The organism is Devosia alba, from assembly GCF_039938915.1.
GTDB lineage: Bacteria > Pseudomonadota > Alphaproteobacteria > Rhizobiales > Devosiaceae > Devosia > Devosia alba.
The window spans coordinates 371,035-393,830 of sequence record NZ_JBDUUI010000003.1; the positions used below are offsets into that span (position 1 = coordinate 371,035).

At 61.9% G+C, this 22,796-nt stretch carries 26 protein-coding genes; 14 read left to right on the forward strand and 12 right to left on the reverse strand.

Annotation, left to right across the window (positions count from 1 at the left end):
* Positions 1 to 226 precede the first annotated feature (226 nt).
* Positions 227 to 2,566 carry an excinuclease ABC subunit UvrB gene (gene uvrB / locus ABFY71_RS07005; RefSeq protein ID WP_431021513.1) on the forward strand — a complete coding sequence of 780 codons (2,340 nt, stop codon included), beginning with the start codon at positions 227 to 229 and terminating at the stop codon, positions 2,564 to 2,566.
* A 298-nt stretch (positions 2,567 to 2,864) separates the two neighbouring features.
* Here the strand turns inward: uvrB and ABFY71_RS07010 are convergent, their stop codons facing one another.
* From ABFY71_RS07010 to ABFY71_RS07020, 3 genes are all read right to left on the reverse strand, one after another.
* The gene (locus tag ABFY71_RS07010; protein ID WP_347945296.1) at positions 2,865 to 3,245 is read right to left on the reverse strand and encodes an endonuclease domain-containing protein; all 381 of its coding nucleotides are present in this window, start codon (positions 3,243 to 3,245) and stop codon (positions 2,865 to 2,867) included.
* A 431-nt stretch (positions 3,246 to 3,676) separates the two neighbouring features.
* A complete protein-coding gene (locus ABFY71_RS07015) occupies positions 3,677 to 3,907 on the reverse strand; it encodes a hypothetical protein (RefSeq protein ID WP_347945297.1) in 231 nt (76 codons plus the stop codon).
* 86 nt (positions 3,908 to 3,993) lie between these two features.
* The gene (locus tag ABFY71_RS07020; RefSeq protein WP_347945298.1) at positions 3,994 to 5,517 is read right to left on the reverse strand and encodes an anti-phage dCTP deaminase; all 1,524 of its coding nucleotides are present in this window, start codon (positions 5,515 to 5,517) and stop codon (positions 3,994 to 3,996) included.
* Positions 5,518 to 5,591: 74 nt separating this feature from the next.
* Between ABFY71_RS07020 and ABFY71_RS07025 the strand changes: the two genes are divergently transcribed.
* The 5 genes from ABFY71_RS07025 (at position 5,592) to ABFY71_RS07045 (ending at position 8,138) form a co-directional block, all read left to right on the forward strand.
* On the forward strand, positions 5,592 to 5,804 hold the full coding sequence (locus ABFY71_RS07025) for a hypothetical protein (protein WP_347945299.1): 213 nt from the start codon (positions 5,592 to 5,594) through the stop codon (positions 5,802 to 5,804).
* Positions 5,805 to 6,278: 474 nt separating this feature from the next.
* Complete coding sequence (locus ABFY71_RS07030; RefSeq protein WP_347945300.1) at positions 6,279 to 6,518, forward strand: hypothetical protein; 240 nt, start codon at positions 6,279 to 6,281, stop codon at positions 6,516 to 6,518.
* Between the two features lie 205 nt (positions 6,519 to 6,723).
* On the forward strand, positions 6,724 to 6,933 hold the full coding sequence (locus ABFY71_RS07035) for an LPXTG cell wall anchor domain-containing protein (protein ID WP_347945302.1): 210 nt from the start codon (positions 6,724 to 6,726) through the stop codon (positions 6,931 to 6,933).
* A gap of 119 nt (positions 6,934 to 7,052) precedes the next feature.
* Positions 7,053 to 7,436 (forward strand): hypothetical protein, encoded by a 384-nt coding sequence (locus ABFY71_RS07040; RefSeq protein WP_347945304.1) that lies wholly within the window; start codon positions 7,053 to 7,055, stop codon positions 7,434 to 7,436.
* Positions 7,437 to 7,931: 495 nt separating this feature from the next.
* Positions 7,932 to 8,138, forward strand: coding sequence for a YgaP family membrane protein (locus ABFY71_RS07045; protein WP_305580430.1), 207 nt, complete (start codon positions 7,932 to 7,934; stop codon positions 8,136 to 8,138).
* 32 nt (positions 8,139 to 8,170) lie between these two features.
* Here ABFY71_RS07045 and ABFY71_RS07050 read toward each other — a convergent pair whose 3' ends face one another.
* Positions 8,171 to 8,746 (reverse strand): NAD(P)H-dependent oxidoreductase, encoded by a 576-nt coding sequence (locus tag ABFY71_RS07050; RefSeq protein WP_347945305.1) that lies wholly within the window; start codon positions 8,744 to 8,746, stop codon positions 8,171 to 8,173.
* A 160-nt stretch (positions 8,747 to 8,906) separates the two neighbouring features.
* Here ABFY71_RS07050 and ABFY71_RS07055 point away from each other — a divergent pair, with 160 nt between their 5' ends.
* Together ABFY71_RS07055 and ABFY71_RS07060 are read left to right on the forward strand one after the other, a co-directional pair.
* On the forward strand, positions 8,907 to 9,413 hold the full coding sequence (locus tag ABFY71_RS07055) for a pyridoxamine 5'-phosphate oxidase family protein (protein ID WP_347945306.1): 507 nt from the start codon (positions 8,907 to 8,909) through the stop codon (positions 9,411 to 9,413).
* Positions 9,414 to 9,477: 64 nt separating this feature from the next.
* Positions 9,478 to 9,786, forward strand: coding sequence for an SH3 domain-containing protein (locus ABFY71_RS07060; RefSeq protein WP_347945307.1), 309 nt, complete (start codon positions 9,478 to 9,480; stop codon positions 9,784 to 9,786).
* An 8-nt stretch (positions 9,787 to 9,794) separates the two neighbouring features.
* Here ABFY71_RS07060 and hemH read toward each other — a convergent pair whose 3' ends face one another.
* The 3 genes from hemH to ABFY71_RS07075 form a co-directional block, all read right to left on the reverse strand.
* Positions 9,795 to 10,820 carry a ferrochelatase gene (hemH, locus tag ABFY71_RS07065; RefSeq protein WP_347945308.1) on the reverse strand — a complete coding sequence of 342 codons (1,026 nt, stop codon included), beginning with the start codon at positions 10,818 to 10,820 and terminating at the stop codon, positions 9,795 to 9,797.
* 108 nt (positions 10,821 to 10,928) lie between these two features.
* Positions 10,929 to 12,614 carry a HoxN/HupN/NixA family nickel/cobalt transporter gene (locus ABFY71_RS07070; protein ID WP_347945309.1) on the reverse strand — a complete coding sequence of 562 codons (1,686 nt, stop codon included), beginning with the start codon at positions 12,612 to 12,614 and terminating at the stop codon, positions 10,929 to 10,931.
* A 9-nt stretch (positions 12,615 to 12,623) separates the two neighbouring features.
* The gene (locus tag ABFY71_RS07075; RefSeq protein WP_347945310.1) at positions 12,624 to 13,523 is read right to left on the reverse strand and encodes a LysR family transcriptional regulator; all 900 of its coding nucleotides are present in this window, start codon (positions 13,521 to 13,523) and stop codon (positions 12,624 to 12,626) included.
* Between the two features lie 144 nt (positions 13,524 to 13,667).
* Here ABFY71_RS07075 and ABFY71_RS07080 point away from each other — a divergent pair, with 144 nt between their 5' ends.
* Both ABFY71_RS07080 and ABFY71_RS07085 read left to right on the forward strand, forming a co-directional pair.
* Positions 13,668 to 14,090 carry a MarR family winged helix-turn-helix transcriptional regulator gene (locus tag ABFY71_RS07080; protein ID WP_347945311.1) on the forward strand — a complete coding sequence of 141 codons (423 nt, stop codon included), beginning with the start codon at positions 13,668 to 13,670 and terminating at the stop codon, positions 14,088 to 14,090.
* 95 nt (positions 14,091 to 14,185) lie between these two features.
* Positions 14,186 to 14,647, forward strand: coding sequence for an SH3 domain-containing protein (locus tag ABFY71_RS07085; protein WP_347945312.1), 462 nt, complete (start codon positions 14,186 to 14,188; stop codon positions 14,645 to 14,647).
* 37 nt (positions 14,648 to 14,684) lie between these two features.
* Here ABFY71_RS07085 and ABFY71_RS07090 read toward each other — a convergent pair whose 3' ends face one another.
* Positions 14,685 to 15,125 carry a hypothetical protein gene (locus ABFY71_RS07090; RefSeq protein ID WP_305580446.1) on the reverse strand — a complete coding sequence of 147 codons (441 nt, stop codon included), beginning with the start codon at positions 15,123 to 15,125 and terminating at the stop codon, positions 14,685 to 14,687.
* Positions 15,126 to 15,268: 143 nt separating this feature from the next.
* Between ABFY71_RS07090 and ABFY71_RS07095 the strand changes: the two genes are divergently transcribed.
* Entirely contained in the window at positions 15,269 to 15,664 is a 396-nt protein-coding gene (locus ABFY71_RS07095; protein WP_305580448.1) for a DUF2177 family protein, read from the forward strand.
* Here ABFY71_RS07095 and ABFY71_RS07100 read toward each other — a convergent pair whose 3' ends face one another.
* Entirely contained in the window at positions 15,665 to 16,588 is a 924-nt protein-coding gene (locus ABFY71_RS07100) for a DMT family transporter (protein WP_347945313.1), read from the reverse strand.
* 286 nt (positions 16,589 to 16,874) lie between these two features.
* Between ABFY71_RS07100 and ABFY71_RS07105 the strand changes: the two genes are divergently transcribed.
* Together ABFY71_RS07105 and uvrC are read left to right on the forward strand one after the other, a co-directional pair.
* Positions 16,875 to 17,657, forward strand: a complete 783-nt coding sequence (locus ABFY71_RS07105) for an SDR family oxidoreductase (RefSeq protein WP_347945314.1) — start codon at positions 16,875 to 16,877, stop codon at positions 17,655 to 17,657.
* Entirely contained in the window at positions 17,654 to 19,540 is a 1,887-nt protein-coding gene (uvrC, locus tag ABFY71_RS07110; protein WP_347945315.1) for an excinuclease ABC subunit UvrC, read from the forward strand. Before ABFY71_RS07105 ends, uvrC begins: the two co-directional genes overlap by 4 nt.
* Positions 19,541 to 20,006: 466 nt before the next feature.
* Here the strand turns inward: uvrC and ABFY71_RS07115 are convergent, their stop codons facing one another.
* Positions 20,007 to 20,444 (reverse strand): hypothetical protein, encoded by a 438-nt coding sequence (locus ABFY71_RS07115; RefSeq protein WP_347945317.1) that lies wholly within the window; start codon positions 20,442 to 20,444, stop codon positions 20,007 to 20,009.
* A 90-nt stretch (positions 20,445 to 20,534) separates the two neighbouring features.
* Here ABFY71_RS07115 and ABFY71_RS07120 point away from each other — a divergent pair, with 90 nt between their 5' ends.
* Complete coding sequence (locus ABFY71_RS07120; protein WP_347945318.1) at positions 20,535 to 21,164, forward strand: Cap15 family cyclic dinucleotide receptor domain-containing protein; 630 nt, start codon at positions 20,535 to 20,537, stop codon at positions 21,162 to 21,164.
* A gap of 82 nt (positions 21,165 to 21,246) precedes the next feature.
* On the opposite strand, the gene ABFY71_RS07125 is transcribed toward ABFY71_RS07120, so the two are convergent.
* Both ABFY71_RS07125 and ABFY71_RS07130 read right to left on the reverse strand, forming a co-directional pair.
* Positions 21,247 to 22,143, reverse strand: a complete 897-nt coding sequence (locus tag ABFY71_RS07125) for an anti-phage nucleotidyltransferase (RefSeq protein ID WP_347945320.1) — start codon at positions 22,141 to 22,143, stop codon at positions 21,247 to 21,249.
* Positions 22,140 to 22,796 (reverse strand): patatin-like phospholipase family protein (locus tag ABFY71_RS07130; RefSeq protein ID WP_347945321.1); only part of this gene is annotated, 657 nt, incomplete at its 5' end. The genes ABFY71_RS07125 and ABFY71_RS07130, both read right to left, overlap by 4 nt.

Here is a 22,796-nt window from a genome sequence, read left to right on the forward strand (position 1 = left end):
CTTTCTCGGCGAGATCGAGAAGGCCGAGGATATCGCCGCGTCCAAGCCGCTCTATGCCGAGCGCATGCGCAACAAGCGCGCGCTCGACCGCGCCGACCAGAAGCAGGCGGCCGAGGCCGAGCAGGTGCGCGAGGATGCCCGCAAGGCGCTCGAAACCGCCGCCAGGAAGAAATCCGCGCTGGAAAAGCGCCGCACCACCAAATCCTCCAACGACACCGCCACCGGCATGTCGGCCAAGACCTCAAAGACCAAAATAAACTCGGTCGACCGCGTCGATTTCTCCGGCATGGGCGAAAGCCCGCAGGCCGGCTTCGGCCACGTCCCCTCCACCGGCCCCTCGAGCAGCGCCGATACCGAGGGCAAGCTGCAATCGGCCATGGCCAGCGCCCGCTCGAAGTCCGGCTCCTCCAAAACGGTGGAAGGCGCCGCCGTCGGCGTTACCGCCACGGTCAAGGCGCTCGAACAGATCATCCTGCATGGCCGCAAGGAGGTGGAGGGCTCCTCCCCCTGGATGCCGCATCAGGGCAAGAGCAATATCACGCGCAGCGACGGCAAGCCGTTTCGCATGGTGACGCCCTATGAGCCGGCCGGCGACCAGCCCACCGCCATCGCCGAGCTGGTGGAAGGCGTCAACAATGGCGAAACCGACCAGGTGCTGCTCGGCGTCACCGGCTCGGGCAAGACCTTCACCGCCGCCAAGGTGATCGCCGCCACCAATCGCCCGGCGCTGATCCTGGCCCCCAACAAGACCCTGGCCGCCCAGCTCTATGGCGAGTTCAAGAGCTTCTTCCCCGACAATGCGGTGGAATATTTCGTCTCCTATTACGACTACTACCAGCCCGAGGCCTATGTCCCGCGCACCGACACCTATATCGAGAAGGAATCCACCATCAACGAGCAGATCGACCGCATGCGCCACTCGGCGACGCGGGCGATCCTCGAGCGCAACGACGTCATCATCGTCGCCTCGGTCTCCTGCATCTATGGCATCGGCTCGGTGGAGGACTACACCGCCATGACCATCGACGTGCAGAAGGGCCAAAAGATCGACCAGCGCGAGCTGCTCGCCAAGCTGGTGGCCCTGCAATACAAGCGCGGCGACACCGGCTTCGTGCGCGGCACCTTCCGGGTGCGCGGCGATACCGTTGAAATCTTCCCCGCCCACTATGAAGCCGCCGCCTGGCGCGTCACCCTGTTCGGCAACGAGATCGAATCCATCACCGAGTTCGATCCGCTGACCGGCAAGAAAAGCGCCGACCTCACCTTCATCCGCGTCTTCGCCAACAGCCACCACGTGACGCCCCGCACCACCATGAACCAGGCCATCAAGGCCATCCGCGCCGAGCTCAATGCCCGCCTGCAGGAGCTCAACGGCGCCGGCCGCTTCCTCGAAGCGCAACGCCTCGAGCAGCGCTCCCTGTTCGATCTCGAAATGATGGAAGCCACCGGCTCCTGCGCCGGCATCGAGAACTATTCGCGCTATTTCTCCGGCCGCAAGCCCGGCGAGCCGCCCCCGACCCTGTTCGAATATCTGCCCGACAACGCCCTGGTCTTCGTCGATGAATCCCACGTCACCATCGGCCAGCTCGGCGCCATGTATCGCGGCGACCTGCGCCGCAAGGCGACCCTGGCCGAATACGGCTTCCGCCTGCCCTCCTGCATGGACAACCGCCCGCTGCGCTTTGAGGAGTGGAACGCCATGCGGCCGCAGTCGGTCTATGTCTCGGCCACCCCCGGCAAGTGGGAAATGGAGCAGACCGGCGGCGTCTTCGCCGAACAGGTCATCCGCCCCACCGGGCTGATCGATCCCCCGGTGGAAATCCGCCCGGCCAAGAACCAGGTCGATGACGTGGTCGACGAGATCCGCCAGGTCAACAAGGCCGGCTACCGCACCCTGCTCACCGTCCTCACCAAGAAGATGGCCGAGGACCTCACCGAATATCTGCACGAGCAGGGCATTCGCGTGCGCTACATGCACTCAGACGTCGACACCATCGAGCGCATCGAGATCATCCGCGATCTGCGCCTGGGCGCCTTCGACGTGCTGGTCGGCATCAACCTGCTGCGTGAAGGCCTCGACATTCCCGAATGCGGCTTCGTCGCCATTCTCGACGCCGACAAGGAAGGCTTCCTGCGCTCCGAAACCAGCCTGATCCAGACCATCGGCCGCGCCGCGCGTAACGTCGACGGCAAGGTGATCCTCTATGCCGACAAGATCACCGGCTCGATGGAACGCGCCCTGGCCGAAACCAACCGCCGCCGCGAAAAGCAGGTCGCCTATAACGAGGCCCACGGCATCACCCCCGCCTCGGTGCGCTCCAACATCCACGACATCGTCGACAGCGTCTACGAGCGCGACCACGTCACCGTCAGTATCGGCAAAGGCCGCGACGGCAAGGAAGCCACCCATGTCGGCGCCAACCTCGCCGCCGTCATTAAGGACCTCGAAACCCAGATGCGCGAAGCCGCCACGAACCTGGAATTCGAGAAAGCGGCCCGCCTCCGCGACGAGGTCAAGCGGCTAAGGGAGATGGAGCTGGATACGCTGCAGGGCGAGGTCAACTAGCCCCAGCACCCAACCCCGGCACCCCCACCTAACCTCCCCCTTAGGGGGAGGAGCCGCGCGGTGGAAGGGGCACCATCGTGGACAACCTCGATGCGCCCCTCCCCCTTAAGTGGGAGGCCGGGTGGGGGTCCATCCCCAACCCCGATCTGATCCCTCCCCCTTCAGGGGGAGGTTAGGTGGGGGCGCCGCTTCAGGGGCTTCGAGCCGACCCGCAGGGCAAATCGCTCCATGGACCAATCTGAGCCGACAAGGCCATGAGAGCTATGCTCGAATGGCAAGTCAGGTGAGGGTCTCTCGGCTAGTCCGGATTTTCTCCCCACCCCGGTGGCTCCCCATCCACCGGCCCCAGCACCCCGAACACCATGTCGCCGACGCCGTCGATATTGGTCAGCACCTCGTCATTGCCAAAGCGCACCACGCGATAGCCCAGCCCGGCGAGAAAAGCCGTCCGCCGCGCATCATGCGCCAGACCTGCCTCGGTAAAGTGGTTGTCGCCATCGATCTCGAAAATGATCCGGGCGCGCTTGCAGACAAAATCCACCACATAGGGCCCGATCGGCGCCTGCTGCCGCATATGCCAGCCCGCCCGCCGCCACGGCTCCAGCAGCGCCCAGAACCGCCGCTCCGCCACCGTCTGCTCCCGCCGCAAGCCGCGGGCAAAGGAGATCTGCTCTTTCATGTTCGCACCCCCACCCAACCTCCCCCTGAAGGGGGAGGAGCGCATCGAGTTAACCTGCAATACCACCCCACCCACCGCCCGGTCCCTCCCCCTTCAGGGGGAGGAGTATCCCGGTGCTATCCACCAACAGCGCCCCAACCCTAATGCGATTCCTCCCCCTTCAGGGGGAGGCTAGGTGGGGGTCGCTTCGTGGTCATCCCACCGCCCCCCACCCACCCGCGCGTCACCCTCGGGCTCGACCCGAGGGCTCTACACTTCGCTTCAATCAAATTGAGGGAACTCGCGCCAGCGGCGCGATTTGAGGGGAGAAAGCCATGAGAGCTATGCTCGAATGGCAAGTCAGGTGGGGGTCCATCCCCAACCCCGATCCAATCCCTCCCCCTTCAGGGAGAGGAGTAACCCGGTGCTTATCCACCAACAGCGCCCCAACCCTAATGCGATTCCTCCCCCTTCAGGGGGAGGCTAGGTGGGGGTCTGCCCCAAACCACCGCCGCCACGCCCGCCAGCATCAGCACCAACCCGGCAATCGCCCAACCCAGGTCCGGTCCGGTCAGCGTCTCGCAATCGGCGACGCAGAGGATCGGCGGAATCGGCCCCTGCACCAGCCACAACAGCCCGAGCAGCACCGCGATCACCCCAACGATCCACAATATCCACCGCATCCGTGCGTTTCCCTGCCATGGCCTGCAGACCCCAGCGCTTCGGCCTCAGGCCAATAATACTGATCCACGCCAATACCCTGAATTTATTAGTTCTGCCCCTTCAATGAATGGAGCTTGGCAAATCCAGCCTTTATGCAAAGTTTCTCAGAATTGACGTAAGATGGCTGTATTATTCTAATAATAGGAATTTTTCTTCCTTTTATATAGTTTTGGAGTCTTCCATCGGCCTTGCGCTTGCCCCGTTCAAAGAACTCTCGATAGCGACGAGGGGTGACACCATAGAAATGTTCAAATTCGACAACCGGGTATTTGCTAAAGCGCCCGCGCTCTGATCCATCAACACTTATAGAGTCTGGGTGTAAATCCTGCGCCAAGCTTTTTGGGTAGGGCTCAAGATACACAACTCTCTTCACGCCGGATGCAACTATGTGCTTTGCGCAAACGTGACACGGGAAGGTCGTGCAATACAGCACTGCATCTTGAACATTTCGACCTAACCTTGCTGCATCTGTCACCGCGTTCATCTCGGCATGCACAATTCTTCCATATTCAATAGCGTCCATCGCCCTAGAATTTTTTACGTCGTCTCGCTCAATAAATTCTTGAAATTTACTCTCTTCGAATTGCGTTCCCATCGCTAACGAGTACATCTCTCGTACTACGAGACGCTTTTTCTCATCGTTAGAGTCCTTTTTTAGGACGTACTCTCTTGCATCATAACCTCCACCATCTGCCCAATAAGTTCCCCCTCCCGCCTTGGGAACCTCATTGGCACCTAAAGATATAATTTCTCCTCCGGGCGAGAATATTGCTGCACCTACTTGGCGTGAAAGGTCCAATGTTCGAAGCGCCGCAACCTTCGCGGAGTACATGCCATACTCCGACTTTGTGGGCGAGATGACGTTCGAGCCAAAGAGCAATTCGCCAAACCTTTCGACCTGCCTGTCTATCGTTTGATTCTGGGCTTCAACGTTTACAATAAAGTCCGCATCGTGAAACACGCTTGTCACTCGTTGGCCAAAAGGCTCGCGAGATTCGTCCTCGTCTCGGGCAACAAGATAGCGAGCCAAATCTTCGGAAGGCCTTTTGTCATCCTGGCGCTTGTCAGCCTCTATTTTAGCAGAAAGATACTTTATTCGCGTCTCACGACGGCTATAAACCGAAATTTGGAAAAACTGCGCTCCATAAACTTGCCGCAGCAAATCAACTTCTTCTTTGCGCTTGAATTGACTAATAATATAGACGCGACGCTCGTAACTAGGAAGCGCAGGATTCAGTCGATTGGCTACTTCTGATTTCCACCTCTGCCTAAATATAAGCGAGACCGCAGCCGAAGCCAGGATGCTGTTGTCGTTGAATTTTTTCCTTACGTAGTTTCCGTACTCTATATGACTGTCTATTCGCTCATAAAATGGTGAGTTCTCCAATTTCTTCAAAGGAACTATGTCCTCTTTGAGCCTTCTAAACGAGTCAGTTACCTTTATATGGATTACTGAATACCCCTCGGCCTTAAAATAACTTGCTATAGAGGCATCAACATCTTGAGTATCTACGCCTATTGGAGAAACTAACCCAATGAATATTTCCGGAAACTCAATTTCAGTTAACATGGGAGCTTTTCTTCTTAACGAAGCGTTAACCGCCTGATACCATTCTAAGCGCAATCAGGTCGGAGGGAGATTCTATGTCCAAGTCCAACAACATCAGTAAATTGGAGTCAATCTTCAATAAAATGCTTGATGACTCTCAGTCCAAATATGAAAGCTGGCTGCTGTCCGCCGCGACATTTGAGGCCACCAGCTCAGATGGCGCTAGCCATGAGAATGCTTGGAACACTAGCAGTGACGTCGTTTTGGAAGATGATTTTATGGATGGTCGCGAAGCCATCAAAGCTTGAAAATGCCCGAGAGCTTTTCGCTTAGAAGTTAAGCCAGTTGAGCTCTCGGCTACCGACAGATCGCCTCACACCGCACGCTGTCGCTGTCCAGCAGAGCGCCCCTCCGCACAGCTCCCGATCCGCGTGCAATATTGCCGCCGCGCGCAGGACGCATCATTGCCGCGCTGCGCCACCGGCTGGCTATGCGTCGGGGCGGCCACAAGGCCCACCCATCCCCGATGTCATCCCAGCGCAGGCCGGGACCCATCTCGAGATCGCGCCGCAGCCGCAAGGTGGCTCCCGTGAGCGCCTGATGAATTTCCAGACTTTGGAAAGACTCAGCATGGACCCCTGCCGAAACCTTTCACCGGGCGCGACGCGACCCGGGGGCCAGGGTGACGCCGTGCATTGGAACGCACCGCGCCCCGCGCAGCGCCATCGACCGCCGCCGGATTGCTGCTATCCTTGTGGCGAGGACAGCACCGGGAACCCGCCATGGACATCGATCTCGCCCGCACCATGATCCGCACCGCCTTCGAATCTGGCCGCACGCTGCAGGCCTTGCTGCCGGCCCTCAAGGCGGGCCTGCCGCCCGACGCCTACCGCGCCTGCGCCCACGAGCTGGCCAGCGCCATCGACCAGAGCAACACCGCCCTGATCACCCGCGCGCTCGCGGCCCATCCGGCCCTCGAAGTCGAGATCGACACGGCGATCCGCGACCACGGACGGTATTGAAACGCGCCGACTATTCCTCTCCCCCAAGGGGAAAGCCCCCCTTCAAAAACCCAAAACCCAAAATATCCCTGCCCCTTTCCCCCCTGCTATCCTCGCCGGTTTCATCAGCTAGGGAGAAACCGGCATATCGGTTGCCCCCCCCCCCCCCAATTGCCCCGACCCCATCCCCGGCATAGGCTGGCCTCTCCGCTGGAGAACCCTCGCCATGAAATACCTGTTCATCGCCTTCGGCCTCGTCCTCGTCCTGCTCGGGGGCCTGTGGTTCCTGCAAGGCATCGGGCTGGTCACCATGGCGCCCATCCTCTGCGTCGGCGACTGTGAACCGCTCGAAGGCCCCTCCCTGCCCTGGGCCCTTGCCGGCCTCGTCGCGCTGCTGGCCGGCGCGGCCCTGCTCTGGCGCAGCCGCCGCCGCTAGAGCGGCGCCAGAGCCCGCCACCGCCCCACTCCAAAAACCCAAAAAACCCAAAACTAATCCTCGGCCCCTGCCGCGCGCTCATGCTGGGGGGCGCCAGGACAACCGCCAGGGAGGGTTTTATGGACAATCTGATTTCATTCGCCAAAGTACTGGAGCACGCGCAGCTGAGCGAGCGGCTGCTGCATTTGCGCGCCACGCTGCATGCGGCGCAGGTCCATGCGCCCAAACAGTTGGCCAGCCCGCTGCTCGCCCGGGCCAGCGCGGTGCTGCTGGCCGACATTTATCGGCTGATCTCGCGCGAACCCGGCGCCCGCACCCTGCCCCGGCTTGATCGCCTGCAGCCGCCCGAGCATCGCCACCTCACCGGCATGCTGCGCGATGCGCAGCTGGCGCTCGACCTGTTCAGGCAGGCCCATAGCGATGACGAGGGCGACAACGAGTGGCGCACCATTGAGGGCGAAGAAATGCAGGCCGAGCACCGTGCGGCCATGGCCCGCTCGTGAGCTGGTCGCGGGCTGATGCGGGCGGCGCCTTGTGCCGCTTGTCCCCGCCCGGCGGAACTGCTGCATACTGGCCCCGTTCCCGCCACCAACACGCGGCGCTGACGAGGCGCCGGGCGGGAAGACGGGGAGCATGGGGTCGCCCAGGCTCAGGCGTGGATGCTGACCACCGGCCGGACGACGGCGGTGCGGAGAGAGGGGCGGGCGCCCCGCCGCACCACGGGATCGTCACCCCGAAAGGGGGGCCGCTCGAGGCGTGCGCCACAAATCCCGATCGTGCGAAGCGGCTTTCGCCTCTTCTTGCCTGTTCTCTGGGGCGAAAGCCGCTTCCCACCGTGTCCCGCCAGCGCCCCGACCGCGCGTGGCGATGCCGGCGCAGGGCCAAGCCCAGGCCAAGCCCCACCGGGCCATCGTCCGGGCGTTTGTTCCAGATCAATTCGGTCGCTGCCGCGCGCTGCTAGTGTGTTGCCAGCGTCACCATCAGCGCAGGAGAGCGCCATGTTCACGACCAATGAAGGCACCATCGACCGGGTCATCCGCGTCATTGTCGGCCTCGCCTTGCTGGCAGCCTTTTTCATGTACCCCGATGCCGGCTGGCGCTGGTTCGCGCTGCTGGGCCTCGTGCCCCTGCTCACCGGCCTGATCGGCACTTGCCCGATCTATCGCCTGCTCGGCATCTCCACCTGCCCGGTCAAGCGCCGCTAGGCAGCAGCTGCCGCCCCGCCCCGCCCCCGGCGCTAGCGCGCCCGGGCGGCCATGGCGCGCACCTGTTCGAGATAGGCCTCGCGCTGCGCCGCCGTGCTGCTGCCGATCTCGGCAAAGCGGGTCACCCGCACCGGCTTGATGCCGCAGAACTGCAGCACGGCATGCTTGACCATGCGCACGTCACTGTTGTGATAGGCCCACCAGGTCCAGGCCTTGGGCGCGTCCGAGGTGACGAATAACTGCCCCGAGCGGCCGGTCAGCAGCTTGTCCCACATCGGGTCGCGCTCATGCGGCCTGAAGGCCTGGCCGGGCAGCAGCGTGCGGTCGAAAAACCCCTTCAGCAGCGCCGGCACGCTGCCCCACCACAGCGGATAGACGATCACCCAGCGCTCGCACCAGGCGATCAGCTCCTGCGCCTGCACCAGATCGGGCTCCAGCGTCTGCTCGGCCTTGTAGCCCTGGTGCAGGTTCGGGTCGAAATGCAGCGTCGCCAGATCCTGCCGCTGCAGCTGGTGCCCGGCCGCCAGCGCCGCCGCCTGATAGGTATCGGCAATGGCATTGTTGAAGCTGTGCCGATCAGGATGGGCCATCAGCAGATAGATTCGCATGCGCCCGACTCCGGGATGAAAAGTGCCAGCCCAAGGCTTGCCACCGCACCCGCCGCCGATCCAGCCCAAAATCGCCCGCGCCTTGCTGAGACGAAAAAATCGTCGGCAACCAGTGGCGCTGCCACCCGTTGCCCTTGCACAGACACCCAAGGAGGCCAAAATGGTCAAGCCACACCACGACAACGACAAGACGCCCGCCGAGGTGCAGGACCGCATCTGGGAACTGGCCGGAAAGATCGACATCTGCATGTTCACCACCTGGGATGGCGAGCGCCAGCGCAGTCGGCCCCTGTCGGCCCGCCTGTCGCGCGACGAACACAGCATCTATTTTCTCGTCGACGAATCCGGTCACAAGAACGAACAGGTCGAGCAATTCCCGTTCGTCTCCATGGCCTGGGTCGATAGCGCCGGGCACAAATACGCCGTCGTCTCGGGCAAGGCCAGGCTGAGCAATGACCGCGCCATGATCACCCAATTGTGGAGCGATTGGGACAAGGCGTGGTGGGACGATGCCAGCGATCCGGCGATCCGCCTGCTCACCGTCACCCCCGAGGATGGCGAGCTGTGGGACAGTCCCAACCAGCTTGTCACCACCGCCAAGATGGCCTTGGCCGCCGTCACCGGCCAGGCGCCCGACATGGGTGACAATGCCAAGGTCAAACTCTAGCCCTCCGCCTTGCCGCCGCCACGCTGCTGCGGCAAGGCTATCGGGTCCATTGCCGGAGCTTGCCATGCCAGACTTCAGAACGATCGCCCGCGCCGGCCTGGTCCTTGTGGCGCTCAGCGCCGCCCAGGCCGTGGCCGCCGAGCCGACGGCGCGGGTCAGCGGCGGCGATATTGCCGTGCGCAGCGGTCCGGGCCTGCGCTACCAGCAGATCGGCCGCCTTGCCGATGGCGCCACGGTCACGCTGGACTATTGCACCCATAGCGGCCGCTGGTGCCTGGTCACCGACACCGGCTGGGTCGACGCGTCCTATCTGGTCGGCTGGGCCGCCAAGATCGAGGCCAGTCCGCCCGATTTCGACGGCTTTGGCTGGTAGCCGGCGGCCTAGAGCCAGCCGCTCAGCTCGCGCCGCACCATGTCCTCGATCATGTCCATGCCCTGGGGACTGTCATTGAGGCACGGAATATAGGCGAACTGCTCGCCACCGGCGGCCATGAAGCTGTTGCGGCCTTCGATGGCGATCTCCTCCAGCGTTTCGATGCAGTCGGCCGAAAACGCCGGCGCCAGGATGGCCACCTTGGTGATGCCCTTGCCCGGCAGCGCTTCGAGCGTCTTGTCGGTATAGGGCTCGAGCCATTTGGTAGGGCCAAAGCGCGACTGGAACGTCACCATCAGCTTGTCCTTGGGCCAGCCAAGATACTCCCGCACCAGCCGCGTCGTCTTGTAGCATTGGCAGTGATAGACGTCGCCGCGCTCCAGATAGGTCACCGGCATGCCGTGATAGCTGGTGATCACCAGGTCGGGCTCGAAATCCAGCGCTGCCACCCCGTCGCGGATCGAATGGGCGAGCGTCTCGATATATTTGGGATCCTCGAAATACGACGGCACAGTGCGCACCGCCGGCTGCCGCCGCATCGTCTTGAGCACGTCAAACGCCTTGTCATTGGCCGTCGCCGTGGTCGTCGCCGAATTCTGCGGATAGAGCGGCACCAGCAGGATCTTGGTGCAGCCGGCGGCGTGCATCCTCTCCAGCACGCTCTGCGTCGAGGGATTGCCATAGCGCATGGCAAAATCCACCATGACATTGTCGTGCCCCGCCAGCCGCTCGGCCAGCGCCGCGCTCTGCCGCCTGGTGATCACCAGCAGCGGGCTGGCATTCTCCTGCTTGTCCCAGATCTGCGCATAGGCATGGCCGCTTTTCTGCGGCCGCACCGTCAAGATCACCAGATTGAGCAGCGGCCACCACAGCCATTTCGGCGTCTCGATAACACGCGGATCGCTGAGGAACTCTCTGAGATAGCGCCGCACGCTCCAGTAATCGGTGGCGTCAGGCGTGCCCAGATTGAGCAGCAGGACGCCGATTTTCTGGTCGAGGACGGGTGGATGATTGGGGGGCAGGTGATCGGACATGGACGCCAGTTTGGAAGAGTTCTAGGCAGAGGCGCACCATAACGCCTCCATGCCATGGCGCAAGGCGGCTATGGGTCGCGCCGCATACAGTGATCCAGACGCGATCGCCTAGAAACTGGCGAGCAGCAGCACCACGCCAAACGCCAGCACAGCCACGGCACCCAGCAATTCAAACCACCACATGATCGCCGCCGTGGTCGGGTTGTCGGCGCCGCCGATCCGCTGCGCCAGCCCCTTGGCGGTCACTGCCAGCGTCGCCAGCGCCGCCACGGTGATCGCTGTTCCCACCCCCATCAGAAATACCGCCGCAATGCCGGCCAGCAGCAACCCTTGCGACAGCGCGAACACCATCACCACCAGCGCTCCCGAACAGGGCCGCATCCCCACCGCCAGCACCACGCCGAGCTGCTCGCGCCAGCTGCCACTGGTCAGCGCTGGCGGCACGATATGCATATGGTGATGGTCATGGTCCTCGTGGCTATGGTCGTGCGGGTGCGCGTCGTGGCCATGCTCATGCGCCGCCGCATGATGCAAATGCCCATGCGCCTCGTGCGTCACGGGCGCGGCGGGCTCCTCCTGGTGATGGCCATGGCTGTGCCCCCAGCCAAACAGCTTGCGGGCAATCAGCCACAGCCCCAGCAGCGCCACCATGGCGTAGGAGGCGATGCCAATCCAGTTGGCAGCGTCGCCCATCGCCAGGCTGGTCATGCCCAGCAATCCCGCTGCAATCAGCACGAACACCACCGCCACCAGCGACTGCAGCATGGCCGACAGCACGCTCAGCGTCACCCCGCGTCGCAGCTGCGTCTCATTGGCCAGCACATAGGACGAGATCACCACCTTGCCATGCCCCGGCCCGGCCGCGTGCAGAATGCCATAGACAAAGCTCAGCCCGCCCAGCACCCAGAACGCCGTCCAGTCACTGCGCAACGCATCCAGCGATGCCGTGAGCGCGGCATAGAAATCGCGCTGCTGCGTCGCCAGCCAGCCGAAAAATCCCGTCTGCGGCAGGTTCAGGCCCACCTCGGCCGGTGGTCCACCAAACGGCGTTCTCGGCTTGGCCTCTGCCACCGCCGTCGCAGCCTCCAGCGCTGACGCCGGTGCGGCGGCTGGGCTGCCGTCGCAACGCACCGCGATCAGCCCCTGGGTTCCGCGCATCGCTGCGGCCAGGTCGGGCGGCAGCTCCAGCACTTCGGGCCCCAGCGCATAGAGCCGCTCCTCCACCGCCGGATCCATCGGCCGGGGCGGCTCCAGCACGGCGGCACAGCTGGCCGGAGCATTCTCCAGCGTCACGTCCGACGCATCGGCAAACCCGATGGCGACGTAATATTCCGGATCATACACGGCCAGCTCGAACCGCCCGGTCACCGGCAAGGGCGTTGTCGCCGTCACCGAATAGGTCAGCACCACCCGCCCATCCTCGTAGATCATGCGCTGGTCACCGACGGGCTGGAAGGTCATCCGCGCATCGCCCTCTCCGGCATAGGTGTAGAACCCGTAATCCTCGAGCCCGGCCATGTTCTCGTCGGCCAGCTCCTGCAGCTCGTCCGGACTGGTCTGCCGGTCGCCATTGCTGTCCAGCCCCTGGATCATCCAGGCCGAAAACGTGCTGTCGAAGGACCATTGGTGCCGCAGCCCGGCCACGGCGCCGCTGTCGTCAAACAGCATGGTCACCTTGGCATCGATCAGGATATGCGGATGTGCCAGAGCGGGCAGGGTCATGACCGGCAGGGTCAGGGCCAGAGCGGCCAGCACGGCGCCAACACACCGGCGTCCAATAGTATTGATGCTCACGTGTCGTCCTTAATGGATGGGGTGGGTCTGAAACCACTCGACCAGATGATCGATCAGCGCCCGCACCTTGCCGGCCAGATGACGCCGATGCGGATAGACCGCCTGCAGCGTTTGCCCGGTCGGCAGAAACTCGGTCAGTACTGGCACCAACTCGCCACGGGCTATCACCGGTTCGGCCAGATAGGACGGCAATACGACAAATCCGAGGCCCATCAGCGCCGCCTTGCGTGCCGCCAGCGGCGAGTTCACCCGCAGCGGGCCATTCACCGGCACCGAAATCGTCTTGCCGGCCTCGACAAACCGCCAGTTCGACTGACCCTGTAGATTGACATCGACAATGCAGGGCAGATTGCGCAGGTCTTCCGGATGTTTCGGCGTGCCGTGCAGCGCCAGCAGCTCCGGGGCGGCGCCGACGATCACATGCATATTGGCAATCTTGCGCGCGATCAGCGCGGAATCGGCCAGCGTCGAGATCCGCAGCGCCACGTCGATCCCTTCATCGACCAGATCGACATAGCGATCCTCCAGCCGCAGATCGAGCGTCACCTTGGGGTGTTTGCGCAGATACTCAAATATCGCCGGCGCCAGCGTATCCTCGCCAAAATTGCGCGGCGCCGACACCCGCAACAGGCCGCGCGGCTCAGCTGTCTGGTCGGATATGGTGGCGTCGAGATCGTCCAGCTGCTGCAATAGCGCGCTGGCTTCGCGGTAGTAACCTTCGCCCGCCTCGGTCAGGCTGAGCTTTCTGGTCGTCCGGTTCATCAACCGCACCCCCAGATAGTCCTCCAGGTCCGAGACATATTTGCTGAGCAGCGCCTTGGAGCGGCCATGCTGTCGCGCTGCCGCAGAAAAACCACCAGAATCAAAGACCTGAACAAAAGCGCGGATGCGTGCGAGGTCCTGCGTCATGGCATCCCGTTCACCAGATCATTGCAATCGAGACATAACTCACCTGCGTCAGGTGAACAATATCCGGTCTTGGCCGTTCCCCGATTAACGATAGACTGCAACCGCAATCGACGCGCACCAGGAGTTCGGACTATTTTCCCACCCATGTCCAAGCCCTCATCCCGCTCCACGCTCTATCGGCTCATCGAGGCGGGCCAGTTGGCGCATCGCGCGCTGCTGCTGCCCCTGGCCGAACGTGGCCTTGAGCCGGGTGACGACGCCATTTTGTTTGAGCTTGCCCGTGCCGGCACCACTGAGAGCGAACTGGCCGCCGAACTCGGCCTGTCCGAGGCCAGCCTGACGGCCCGGCTGGCGCGCCTGATCGAACGGGGTCTGGTCACGCGTCAGGCTGTCGGGCCGCAACTGGCTGCTGGCGTTGCCCTGAGCGAACGCGGCGTGCGCATCCGCAATGGCCTTGCCGATCACTGGAGCCAGCTTGAAGAGGCGCTGCTGGGCGAGCTCAAGCCAAAACAGCGCAGGAAGCTGAGCGAGCGGCTCAAGCGCTTCGTGGATCTGCTCACCTTCTGACCGCCAGCCCAACGCGCCATTCAGCTTGGGTTCAGGCGCCATGGTGTTATCTGCCCCCACAGGCATCAATGCCTCCAAGGATAAGGAGATCACCAATGGCTTTGAGCAAGAAACTCATGGCAGGCGGCCTCGCAGTTCTGGCGCTTGTAGCCACCGCTGCCGCTGCGTCTGCTGCCCCGGCCTACGCCACCGGCAATGTCAATGTGCGTTCTGGCCCGTCGACCCAATACCGCGTTGTCGATTCGCTGCGCCGTGGCGAGCAGGTCGATGTTCAGCAGTGTCGCGGTGGCTGGTGCTATGTCGAAAAGCGCGGCCCCGATGGCTGGGTGTCGGCAAATTACCTGTCGCGTGGCGGCCAGGGTGGCTGGAACAACAATGATCGCTGGGATCGTTGGGACCGTTGGGATCGCACCCCGCACTACGATCCGCGGCCGCAGCGCCCCCGGGGCTGGGACCCCCGCCCGCGGCGTCCGGCCCCGATCTACCCCAGCTATCCGCGCAATAACAGCAGCGTCTGCGTCAATGGCCCCAACGGCTATTTCTGCATCGGCGACTAGCCCAAATGACAACGCCGCCCCTCGGGGCGGCGTTCTGCTATTCGACCGTGAGCCGGTCCACGTCAATGCCGCGCCTTTCAAGCGGCGCCCGCAAGCGACGCACCAGAAATTCGTTGAGTCCGTAGATCGCCAGCGCCCCCACCACCATGACAATGGCAAAGCCGGCCATGCCGTCCTGATTGGCCGCGATCACACCGGAAAACAGCGTCACCCCGCCAGCCCCCAGCAAAGCCCAGTTCTTCCGCTCGCCGGCAACACGCATATTGTGCGCGCCCGAATGCAGCAGGTCGCGCAACTCGCTGTCGCTCATTGCCGCCAGATCCCTGTTGCTGGCTTCACGCCTTATGGTCTCGATATAGGCATCGACCCGGCGCATGGTCAGCGAATCCTTGTTATTGCCGCGCTTGCCGCGCGTCAGATAGGTCCAGCCACCACCTACCAGCAGCAGCACCAACCCGATTTCCAGCAGCCAGACCATACCATACCCTCCATGCGTCCCCTGACATGCCCTCCCCCGCCATGGACTTCAAGGCCCCGCGAAGACAGAACGCCGCAATCGCGGTGATCCTGCAACCGCCCCGCCGCGTATCAGCATCAACCTCGCCGCCCGGAGCCCGCATCATGACCAAATACCTGATCCTCTACGCTGCCTGCGCGCTGATATTTTTTCCGCTCGATTTCATCTGGCTCTCCACCATGGGCAAGGGCATTTATCAGCGCGAGATCGGCAGCATCCTGCTACCCAATCCCAACTTGCTGGTCGCGGGTCTGTTCTATCTGGCCTATCTGGTGGGCGTCGTCGCCCTGGTTGCCGCGCCTGCCGAAGGCGACGTGCTCAAGGCGCTGGCGCTGGGTGCCCTGTTCGGCTTTGTTGCCTATGGCACCTACGATCTGACCAACCTGTCGACGATGAAGGGCTTCACCCCCACCATCGCCGCGGTGGACATGGCCTGGGGCACCTTCCTGACCGGGGTCAGCGCCGCCGGCGGGGTCTGGTTGTCAAAACTCTTCGCCTGATTATTCCCGCCCGGGCAGGATCGGGCCGTCAACGATCGGCACGCGCTTGATCCGCTCGCGGGCCATTACCACCAGGCCCGCTGCCACCACTATGCCCGCGCCCACCAGCGACACCGGGTCAATCACATGGCCGAACACCACGATGCTCAGCACGATGGCCCAGGGCAGCGAAAAATAGTTGAACGGCTGCACCGTGCTGGCCGGTGCCAGTGACAGCGCATAGATCATCACCCCATGGCCCAGACAGGTGGTCACCATCATCGTGACCACCAGCGCCACATCCGGCCAGGCCATGGGCTGCCAGAAGAAAATGCCCACCGCGCTCGACAGCACCAGCCCGATAATCCCGGTATAGGCCAGGCTGGTTGGCGCCTTGTCGTACTGGCTTACCTTGCGGGTCAGCACGATATACAGCGAATAAAGGGTCGCCGCGATCACCGCAAAACCGACACCCCAGTCCATGGGCAGCCCGCCCGGACGCACGATGATCAGTGCGCCGGCAAACCCCACGCCGACCGCCACCAGGCGGAACACGCCGACCTTCTCGCCCAGCAGCGGAATCGAGAACAGCGTCACCAGAAGTGGATAGACCAGCGAGATCGCCTGCAATTCGCCCAGCGGCACCGATTGCAGCGCCAGCGCAAAAAAGCAGATCTCGATAATCAGCAGCGAGCCGCGCAACAGCTGCCAGAACGGCACCCTGGAGGTCAGCGCCCGACGCAGCCCGGCCTGCCGCGACACCACATACAGCGCAAAGGCGGCAAAGCCCCAATAGCGCATCATCGTCACCTGGAAGGGCGAATAGGTCTGCACCAGATGCTTGGAAATGGCGTCTTGCACGCCGAACACCACAATGGTGAACAAGGTCAGGGCAATGGCCCGGCCGACATTATCGGTACGGTCGTCAATGGCAGAAAGAGACATGGGACTGGGTCACGCCTGAAAAACAGCGCCCCGATTCACCGTTGAACCGGGACGCCCCAGCGCTAGCGCAAAGTTCAGCCTTTGGCCATCTGCGACTTGACCATGCCGGCAATCGCCGGCAGCACGCCGCCGCCCACCCGCCCCTGGCAAGGACAGCCCTGCTGCCGCACGCTGTCAGCAGGGCTGGCGCAAATAGGGCGCCCTTGCCCCCAGTTCATCGCGCCCGACACGTTGAAGACTCCAGCCAAAGCGGCCTATGGTCTGACCATCAGGTCCAAGTTCCAGCATGATCAATCAATTCGCCTCTCCCAACACTCTTCCCGTGGCGCTCGTAACGGGCGCCGGTGACCGCATTGGCGCCGCCATTGCCAAGGCCCTGGCACGCGCCGGCTATGCCGTGGCCATCCACTATCATCGCGACGAGGACGGGGCCGGCCAGGTCCAGGCCGACATCACTGCGGCCAGCGGCACCGCCGCCATCGTCCAGGCCGATCTGACAGATCGCGCCCAGCGGGCGGGTCTGATGGCCGGGGTGACCGCGCAGTTCGGCCCGATCAGCGTACTGATCAACAATGCCTCGGTCTTTGAGCCCGACAGCCTGCGCGATCTTGACGAAGCGCTCTGGGATAGCCATTTCGCCATTCATGCCGAAGCGCCGATCTTCCTGGCCCGCGACTTCGCCGCTCAGCTGCCCGCTGGCGGCACCGGCAATATCGTCAACATCATCGATGAACGCGTGCTGCACACCTCTCCCGCCTATTTCAGCTACACCCTGTCCAAATCCGTGCTCTGGGCCGCCACCCGCACGCTCGCCCAGTCACTGGCGCCGGCCATCCGCGTCAATGCCATCGGCCCCGGCCCCGTCCTGCCGCATTCGCGCCAGAGCAAGGCCGAGTTTGCCGCCAGCGTGCAGGCCCTCCCTTTGCAGCGCAATGCCGGCCCCGAGGACATTGCCGAGGGCGTGCTGATGCTGCTCGCCACCAGATCAATGACCGGCCAGATGATCGCCCTTGATGGCGGCGAGCACCTTGAATTTCCCGCCCGCAGCGCCCCGACGCCCCGCTCATGAGTGACGATACGGCACCGCCGCCCAGCGGCCATGAGGTCATCCGCGATTTCGTCCGCACCCTGCCCGCCGCCCCCGGCGTCTATCGCATGATCGATGCGCAGGGCGCGGTGATGTATGTCGGCAAGGCGCGCAACCTCAAGGCCCGCGTCACCAATTACACCCGCCCCGAAGCGCTCGAAATCCGCCTGCAGCGCATGATCGCCGCTACGGTCAGCATGGAATTCGTGCGCACCGGGACCGAATCCGAAGCGCTGCTGCTCGAAGCCAACATGATCAAGCGGCTCAAGCCGCGCTTCAACGTGCTGCTGCGCGACGACAAGAGCTTCCCCTATATCCTGATCACCGGCGACCATGAGGCGCCCGAGCTGACCAAGCATCGCGGCACCCGCCGGCGCAAGGGCGACTATTTCGGCCCCTTCGCCTCGGCCACCGCCGTGGCCCGCACCATTGCCAGCCTGCAGAAGGCGTTTCTGCTGCGCAATTGCTCGGACAGTTTCTACGCCGCCCGCACCCGCCCCTGCCTGCAATTCCAGATCAAGCGCTGCGCCGCCCCCTGCACCCGTGAAATCAGCCTCGAAGCCTATGGCGAACTGGTCGAGGACGCCCGCCAGTTCCTCTCGGGCAAATCCCGCAAGGTGCGCGATCACCTGCAGGCCGACATGAACGAGGCTGCCGAACAGCTCGATTTCGAGCGCGCCGCCCTGATCCGCGACCGCCTCGGCGCCCTCGCCCTGGTCCAGTCGCAGGGCGACGCCACCGCCAAGTCGGTGGAAGAGGCCGACGTCTTTGCCATCCACCACGAGGGCGGCCAGTTCTGCGTCCAGGTATTTTTCTTCCGCGCCTTCCAGAACTGGGGCAATTATCCCTATCGCCCGCGCGCCGATGCCAGCCTCAGCGACGCCGAGGTGCTCGAGGCCTTCATCGCCCAGTTCTACGGGGACCGTACCCCGGCGCGTCTCGTCCTGATCAGCCACGACCTGGCCGAGCCCGAGCTCATGGCCGAAGCGCTCTCCAGCCGCGCCGGTCGCCGTGTCGCCATCGAAGTGCCCCGGCGCGGCGAAAAACGTGACCTGGTCAACCACGCCCTCAACAATGCCCGCGAAGCGCTCGGCCGCCAGCTCGCCGAAGGCGCCACCAACCGCAGCCTGCTTGAGGGCGTCGCCAATTGCTTTGGCCTCGACGCGCCGCCCCGCCGCATCGAAATCTATGACAACTCCCACATTTCCGGCACCAACATGGTCGGCGCCATGGTCGTGGCCGGCGAAGAGGGCTTTTCCAAAAAGCACTACCGCACCTTCAACATCAAATCCGACATCGCCGCCGGCGACGATTTCGGCATGATGCGCGAAGTGCTGACCCGCCGCTTCACCCGCCTCGCCAATGAGAGCAATGACGAGGCCGCCGCAGACGAAGCCACCGGCATGCCCGATTGGCCCGATGTCGTCTTCATCGATGGCGGCGCCGGCCAGATGAGCGCCGTGCGCGGCGTCATCGCCGAGCTGAACCTGGCCAAGGAGGTGACCTTTATCGGCATCGCCAAGGGCGAGGAGCGCGACGCCGGCCGCGAGAAGTTCTTCATGGAGGGGCGCGAGGCCTTCATGCTGCCCCATCGCGATCCCGTGCTGTATTACGTGCAGCGCCTGCGCGACGAGGCCCACCGCTTCGCCATCGGCACCCACCGCGCCAAGCGCAAGAAGGAGCAGATTTCCAACCCGCTCGACGAAGTCGGCGGCATCGGCCCCACCCGCAAGCGCGCCCTGCTCAACCATTTCGGCTCCGCCAAGGCTGTCGGCCGCGCCAGCCTCGCCGACCTCGCCGCCGTCCCCGGCATTTCAAACGCCATGGCGCAGCTGATCTATGATCATTTTAATCGGGCGGGGTGAGGGGAATTGGTACGTGAAGCGAGGGCCCAAGATAGGCTGGAACGTCTGAAAGGGGGCCGATCCGGACTGGCCCAATGGGGGCGGCCCAGCCAAAGCGGTCGCCCTTTTCTGTTCCAATTGCCTCTAGGCTCAGGTCACCAGCGTGCTGCAGTTCTATTCTTGACCCTCTTGGTACAACGGGCCCGTCTCATCACCAGCCTAAGTCGGGTATATGCGCCCTATTATGAGCCCGGCTCCTCCGGCGGGCTGTAGAGAAACCTACCCTCAGAACTGAAGGGGCCTCACCTCGAATGCGCCGGAGAAACTCTAACCCGCGCTAATCCTCTATTATCACGGGCTACTTCTCCGCTCGAGGGGACAAAATCAGAATATCAACTTTGGCGCCGAGGCGAGCTCAAAGCTCGGATTTGGAACTATGTAGGGATAATTGAAGGACACACTTCGTGGACACTACCCCCGGACTGACCTAGCCAACTTCGGCCATTTGCCCCCTAACGAACCGCAATAGGTGACCATCTGTAATCTTGTAGGTGGCGTCCACCCCCTCCACAAGAGACATGGCAATACAACTATTGGTCGCGGAACCTCGGTTTGCAATTTCGAGGCCGTGGACTTTCGGCGGGAATAGACGGTATGACCACCCCATGATCGCATATGGGGCACTAGGCACGCTGCGACCGATCATCACTGCACCGTCATGCACGGACGAGTTGAGCCAAAGTGCGTTGCGGTAAAGGTTCAAAAAATTATGGTCGAAAACGTCACCTATTCTGGGCGCCGGTTCCCGGGGCATTTGAGCACTGTAGTTAGGAAGTTTAGGACCAGTAAAAAGGCACAGGATGAGCGATTTCGGCCAGGCTTCCTCACGGTTGCCCCGCCAGAACTGTTCAAAGTCAAAGTTCACCGGAGACGCCTACACGTAGATTTTGCATATTATGGCTCGAGCTAATAAGGGCCACCACCGGGCAGCTTGATCTAAACTGGGACGCAACGAATGAACATCAGGACGCAAATCTGGACCATCGTCGCTCTTTCTGTCGCAGTATGGCTCATCACGCTACTGATTTATGACGTCAAACTGAGCTGGGAACTTCTGAAACCCTTCGGAACTACCGTCACGGTCGTCACTTTTGCGTCCATTTTCTTCGACAAATTTGCCTGGCAGTGGCCAGTGATTAACTGGTGGATGGTGCGGCGCCCCCCGTTGGTTGGAACTTGGCGTACAGAGCTAATGTCTTCGTACAAGAATCCCGAAACGGGAAAAAATATCGAGAAGACTGTGTACGTGGTGATTAGCCAGACACTCTTGTCACTGAGTGTTAGGATGTATACCGATAAAGCAAAGTCATTCAGCATATCGCAGAATATTACAGTCAGTGAAGCCGATAATCTATTTGAGCTTGCGATAGTATATCAAAATGTCCCAGACATTGAGCACCGACAGACTGCGGGTGATAGTCATATACACTACGGGGCTCTTCACCTGACTGACATTAGGAGGGGCGCTAAAGAGCTGTCAGGCCCCTACTGGACTGACCGAGGGACAAACGGAAGGTTGAGGCTCGTGGAGCATAATTCTGCACTCGCCACATCGTTCGATGAAGCCGTTTCTCTCTTTAAGTGAATCTAGTGCCGGGGGACTTTAGAGGCTGTCGCTTTGCGCGAAGTGCTGGTATCGCCGCATTCAACTGCATTTTCTGAAGCCACTACCAGTTGTCCCACGCCGCAACGGCAGCAGATATGAATCCATCTCCATCTGCAATCGGCCAGCACACTCGATCTCCATCTCGTAATAGATAGTATTGTTCGTTCGCGCACACCCAATTAGCGCGGTCCTTTGTGCTGTGAAGCCACCTTAGAACACTCAGGACGGTGGCTCCGTAGTTGGTCCCGAAGCACGCTTTGGGGGCGTTATAGATCAAGCCTTCAATGAAGTATGAGGGCGCCGCGCCGTTGTCGATATGGCCGCTGTCAACAAGCCAGCTTCGCAAGTTTTTAAAGATGCGGACCGTAGGTTTGAACCATAGACTGCAGTCCTGGTGCTTCCTCGTAAGGTTGGCCGAATGCAGCTTAGGAAAATTTGCAATGAGGTCATTTTCCTTAGTTTTGAAAGCCATGCCTGGGGTGTAGAATTGATTGGTGCTATCAACAAAGCGGTGATAGCGGCGATAGTCAAAGGCAGGGATCACGTCGGCGTTTCGTCGCCCACCGCCTGCACGCACCTTGATAGCTTTGCCCGGGTAGCTAACATCGGCGCCGAACGCCTTCTTCAGCGCTGCGAAAACGTCCGACCTGTACTCCTCATAGGAATAAGCCACTCCTCCGGAGTAGTAAGAGTCGTAGGCTGCGCGATCAGGCGGCGACAGTCGGGCCAAGTCCTTAAAAAAAGCTCTGTCGTACTGGATGACTATATCAACATCGCTTTCCGCATAGATGTTGGTTTCATTGCCATATGACCCTTGCAAAAACACCTGAAAGCCTTTCCCGGCATAACCCGCAGTGTCGGCGTTGAGTGCCTGTTTCACGGCCTGATAGGTTGAGGCAGACTGTTGAATAGACCCCCGGTGTGACCAGGTCTCAAGTTGCTTCTCCGGGATGGTCATGGGTCCACCAAAAATGTGCGAAGCTCGCGTTCATGGCCGGCGAAGGACTCACTTCCGCGCTGCCGCAGAATGTTGAGCTTTTTGACGTCGTGTTCCAGGAAGTCTGTCGCCATTTCTGGCTTCTCAAACTTCTCGTTGATGCGGATCGTCGGAACGTCCTTGAAAAGGACCGCGTGCAGCTGCTCCATCGACTGGGTATTGATCTCCATGGTCTTTTGCAGCAGCTCGACGCTCAATACATAGCGCTTCGCCAAGCCCATCCAGAAACCCGGTTTCGGATCAGGATAAACGCCGACCCCTAGGCTCACCAAACGAACGTCCTGATGATGCTTTTTCAGGGGGATAAGAGCGTCAGCGAGCGCGTAGAGCGTGGGATTGTTGGCGCAGTAGCCACCATCGATCAGCTCGACATCGTCACCCGCAGCAGTTGTTACCGTTTTCCGGAGGAAAAACGGATAGGCAGAACACGATGCAACAACGGCGTCGGCTATCTTAACACCGAAACCGGGGACAAAAGTCCCCGTCCGGCCATGGGCCTGAGTGACGCTACCCTTAAAGATCATCGGTTTCTCGATGACCCATTTTGTTGTCACGATGCTGTTCGCCATCAGCACCCATGGCACAGATTCAGGGTTGAGCTTTAAGGAGTGTAT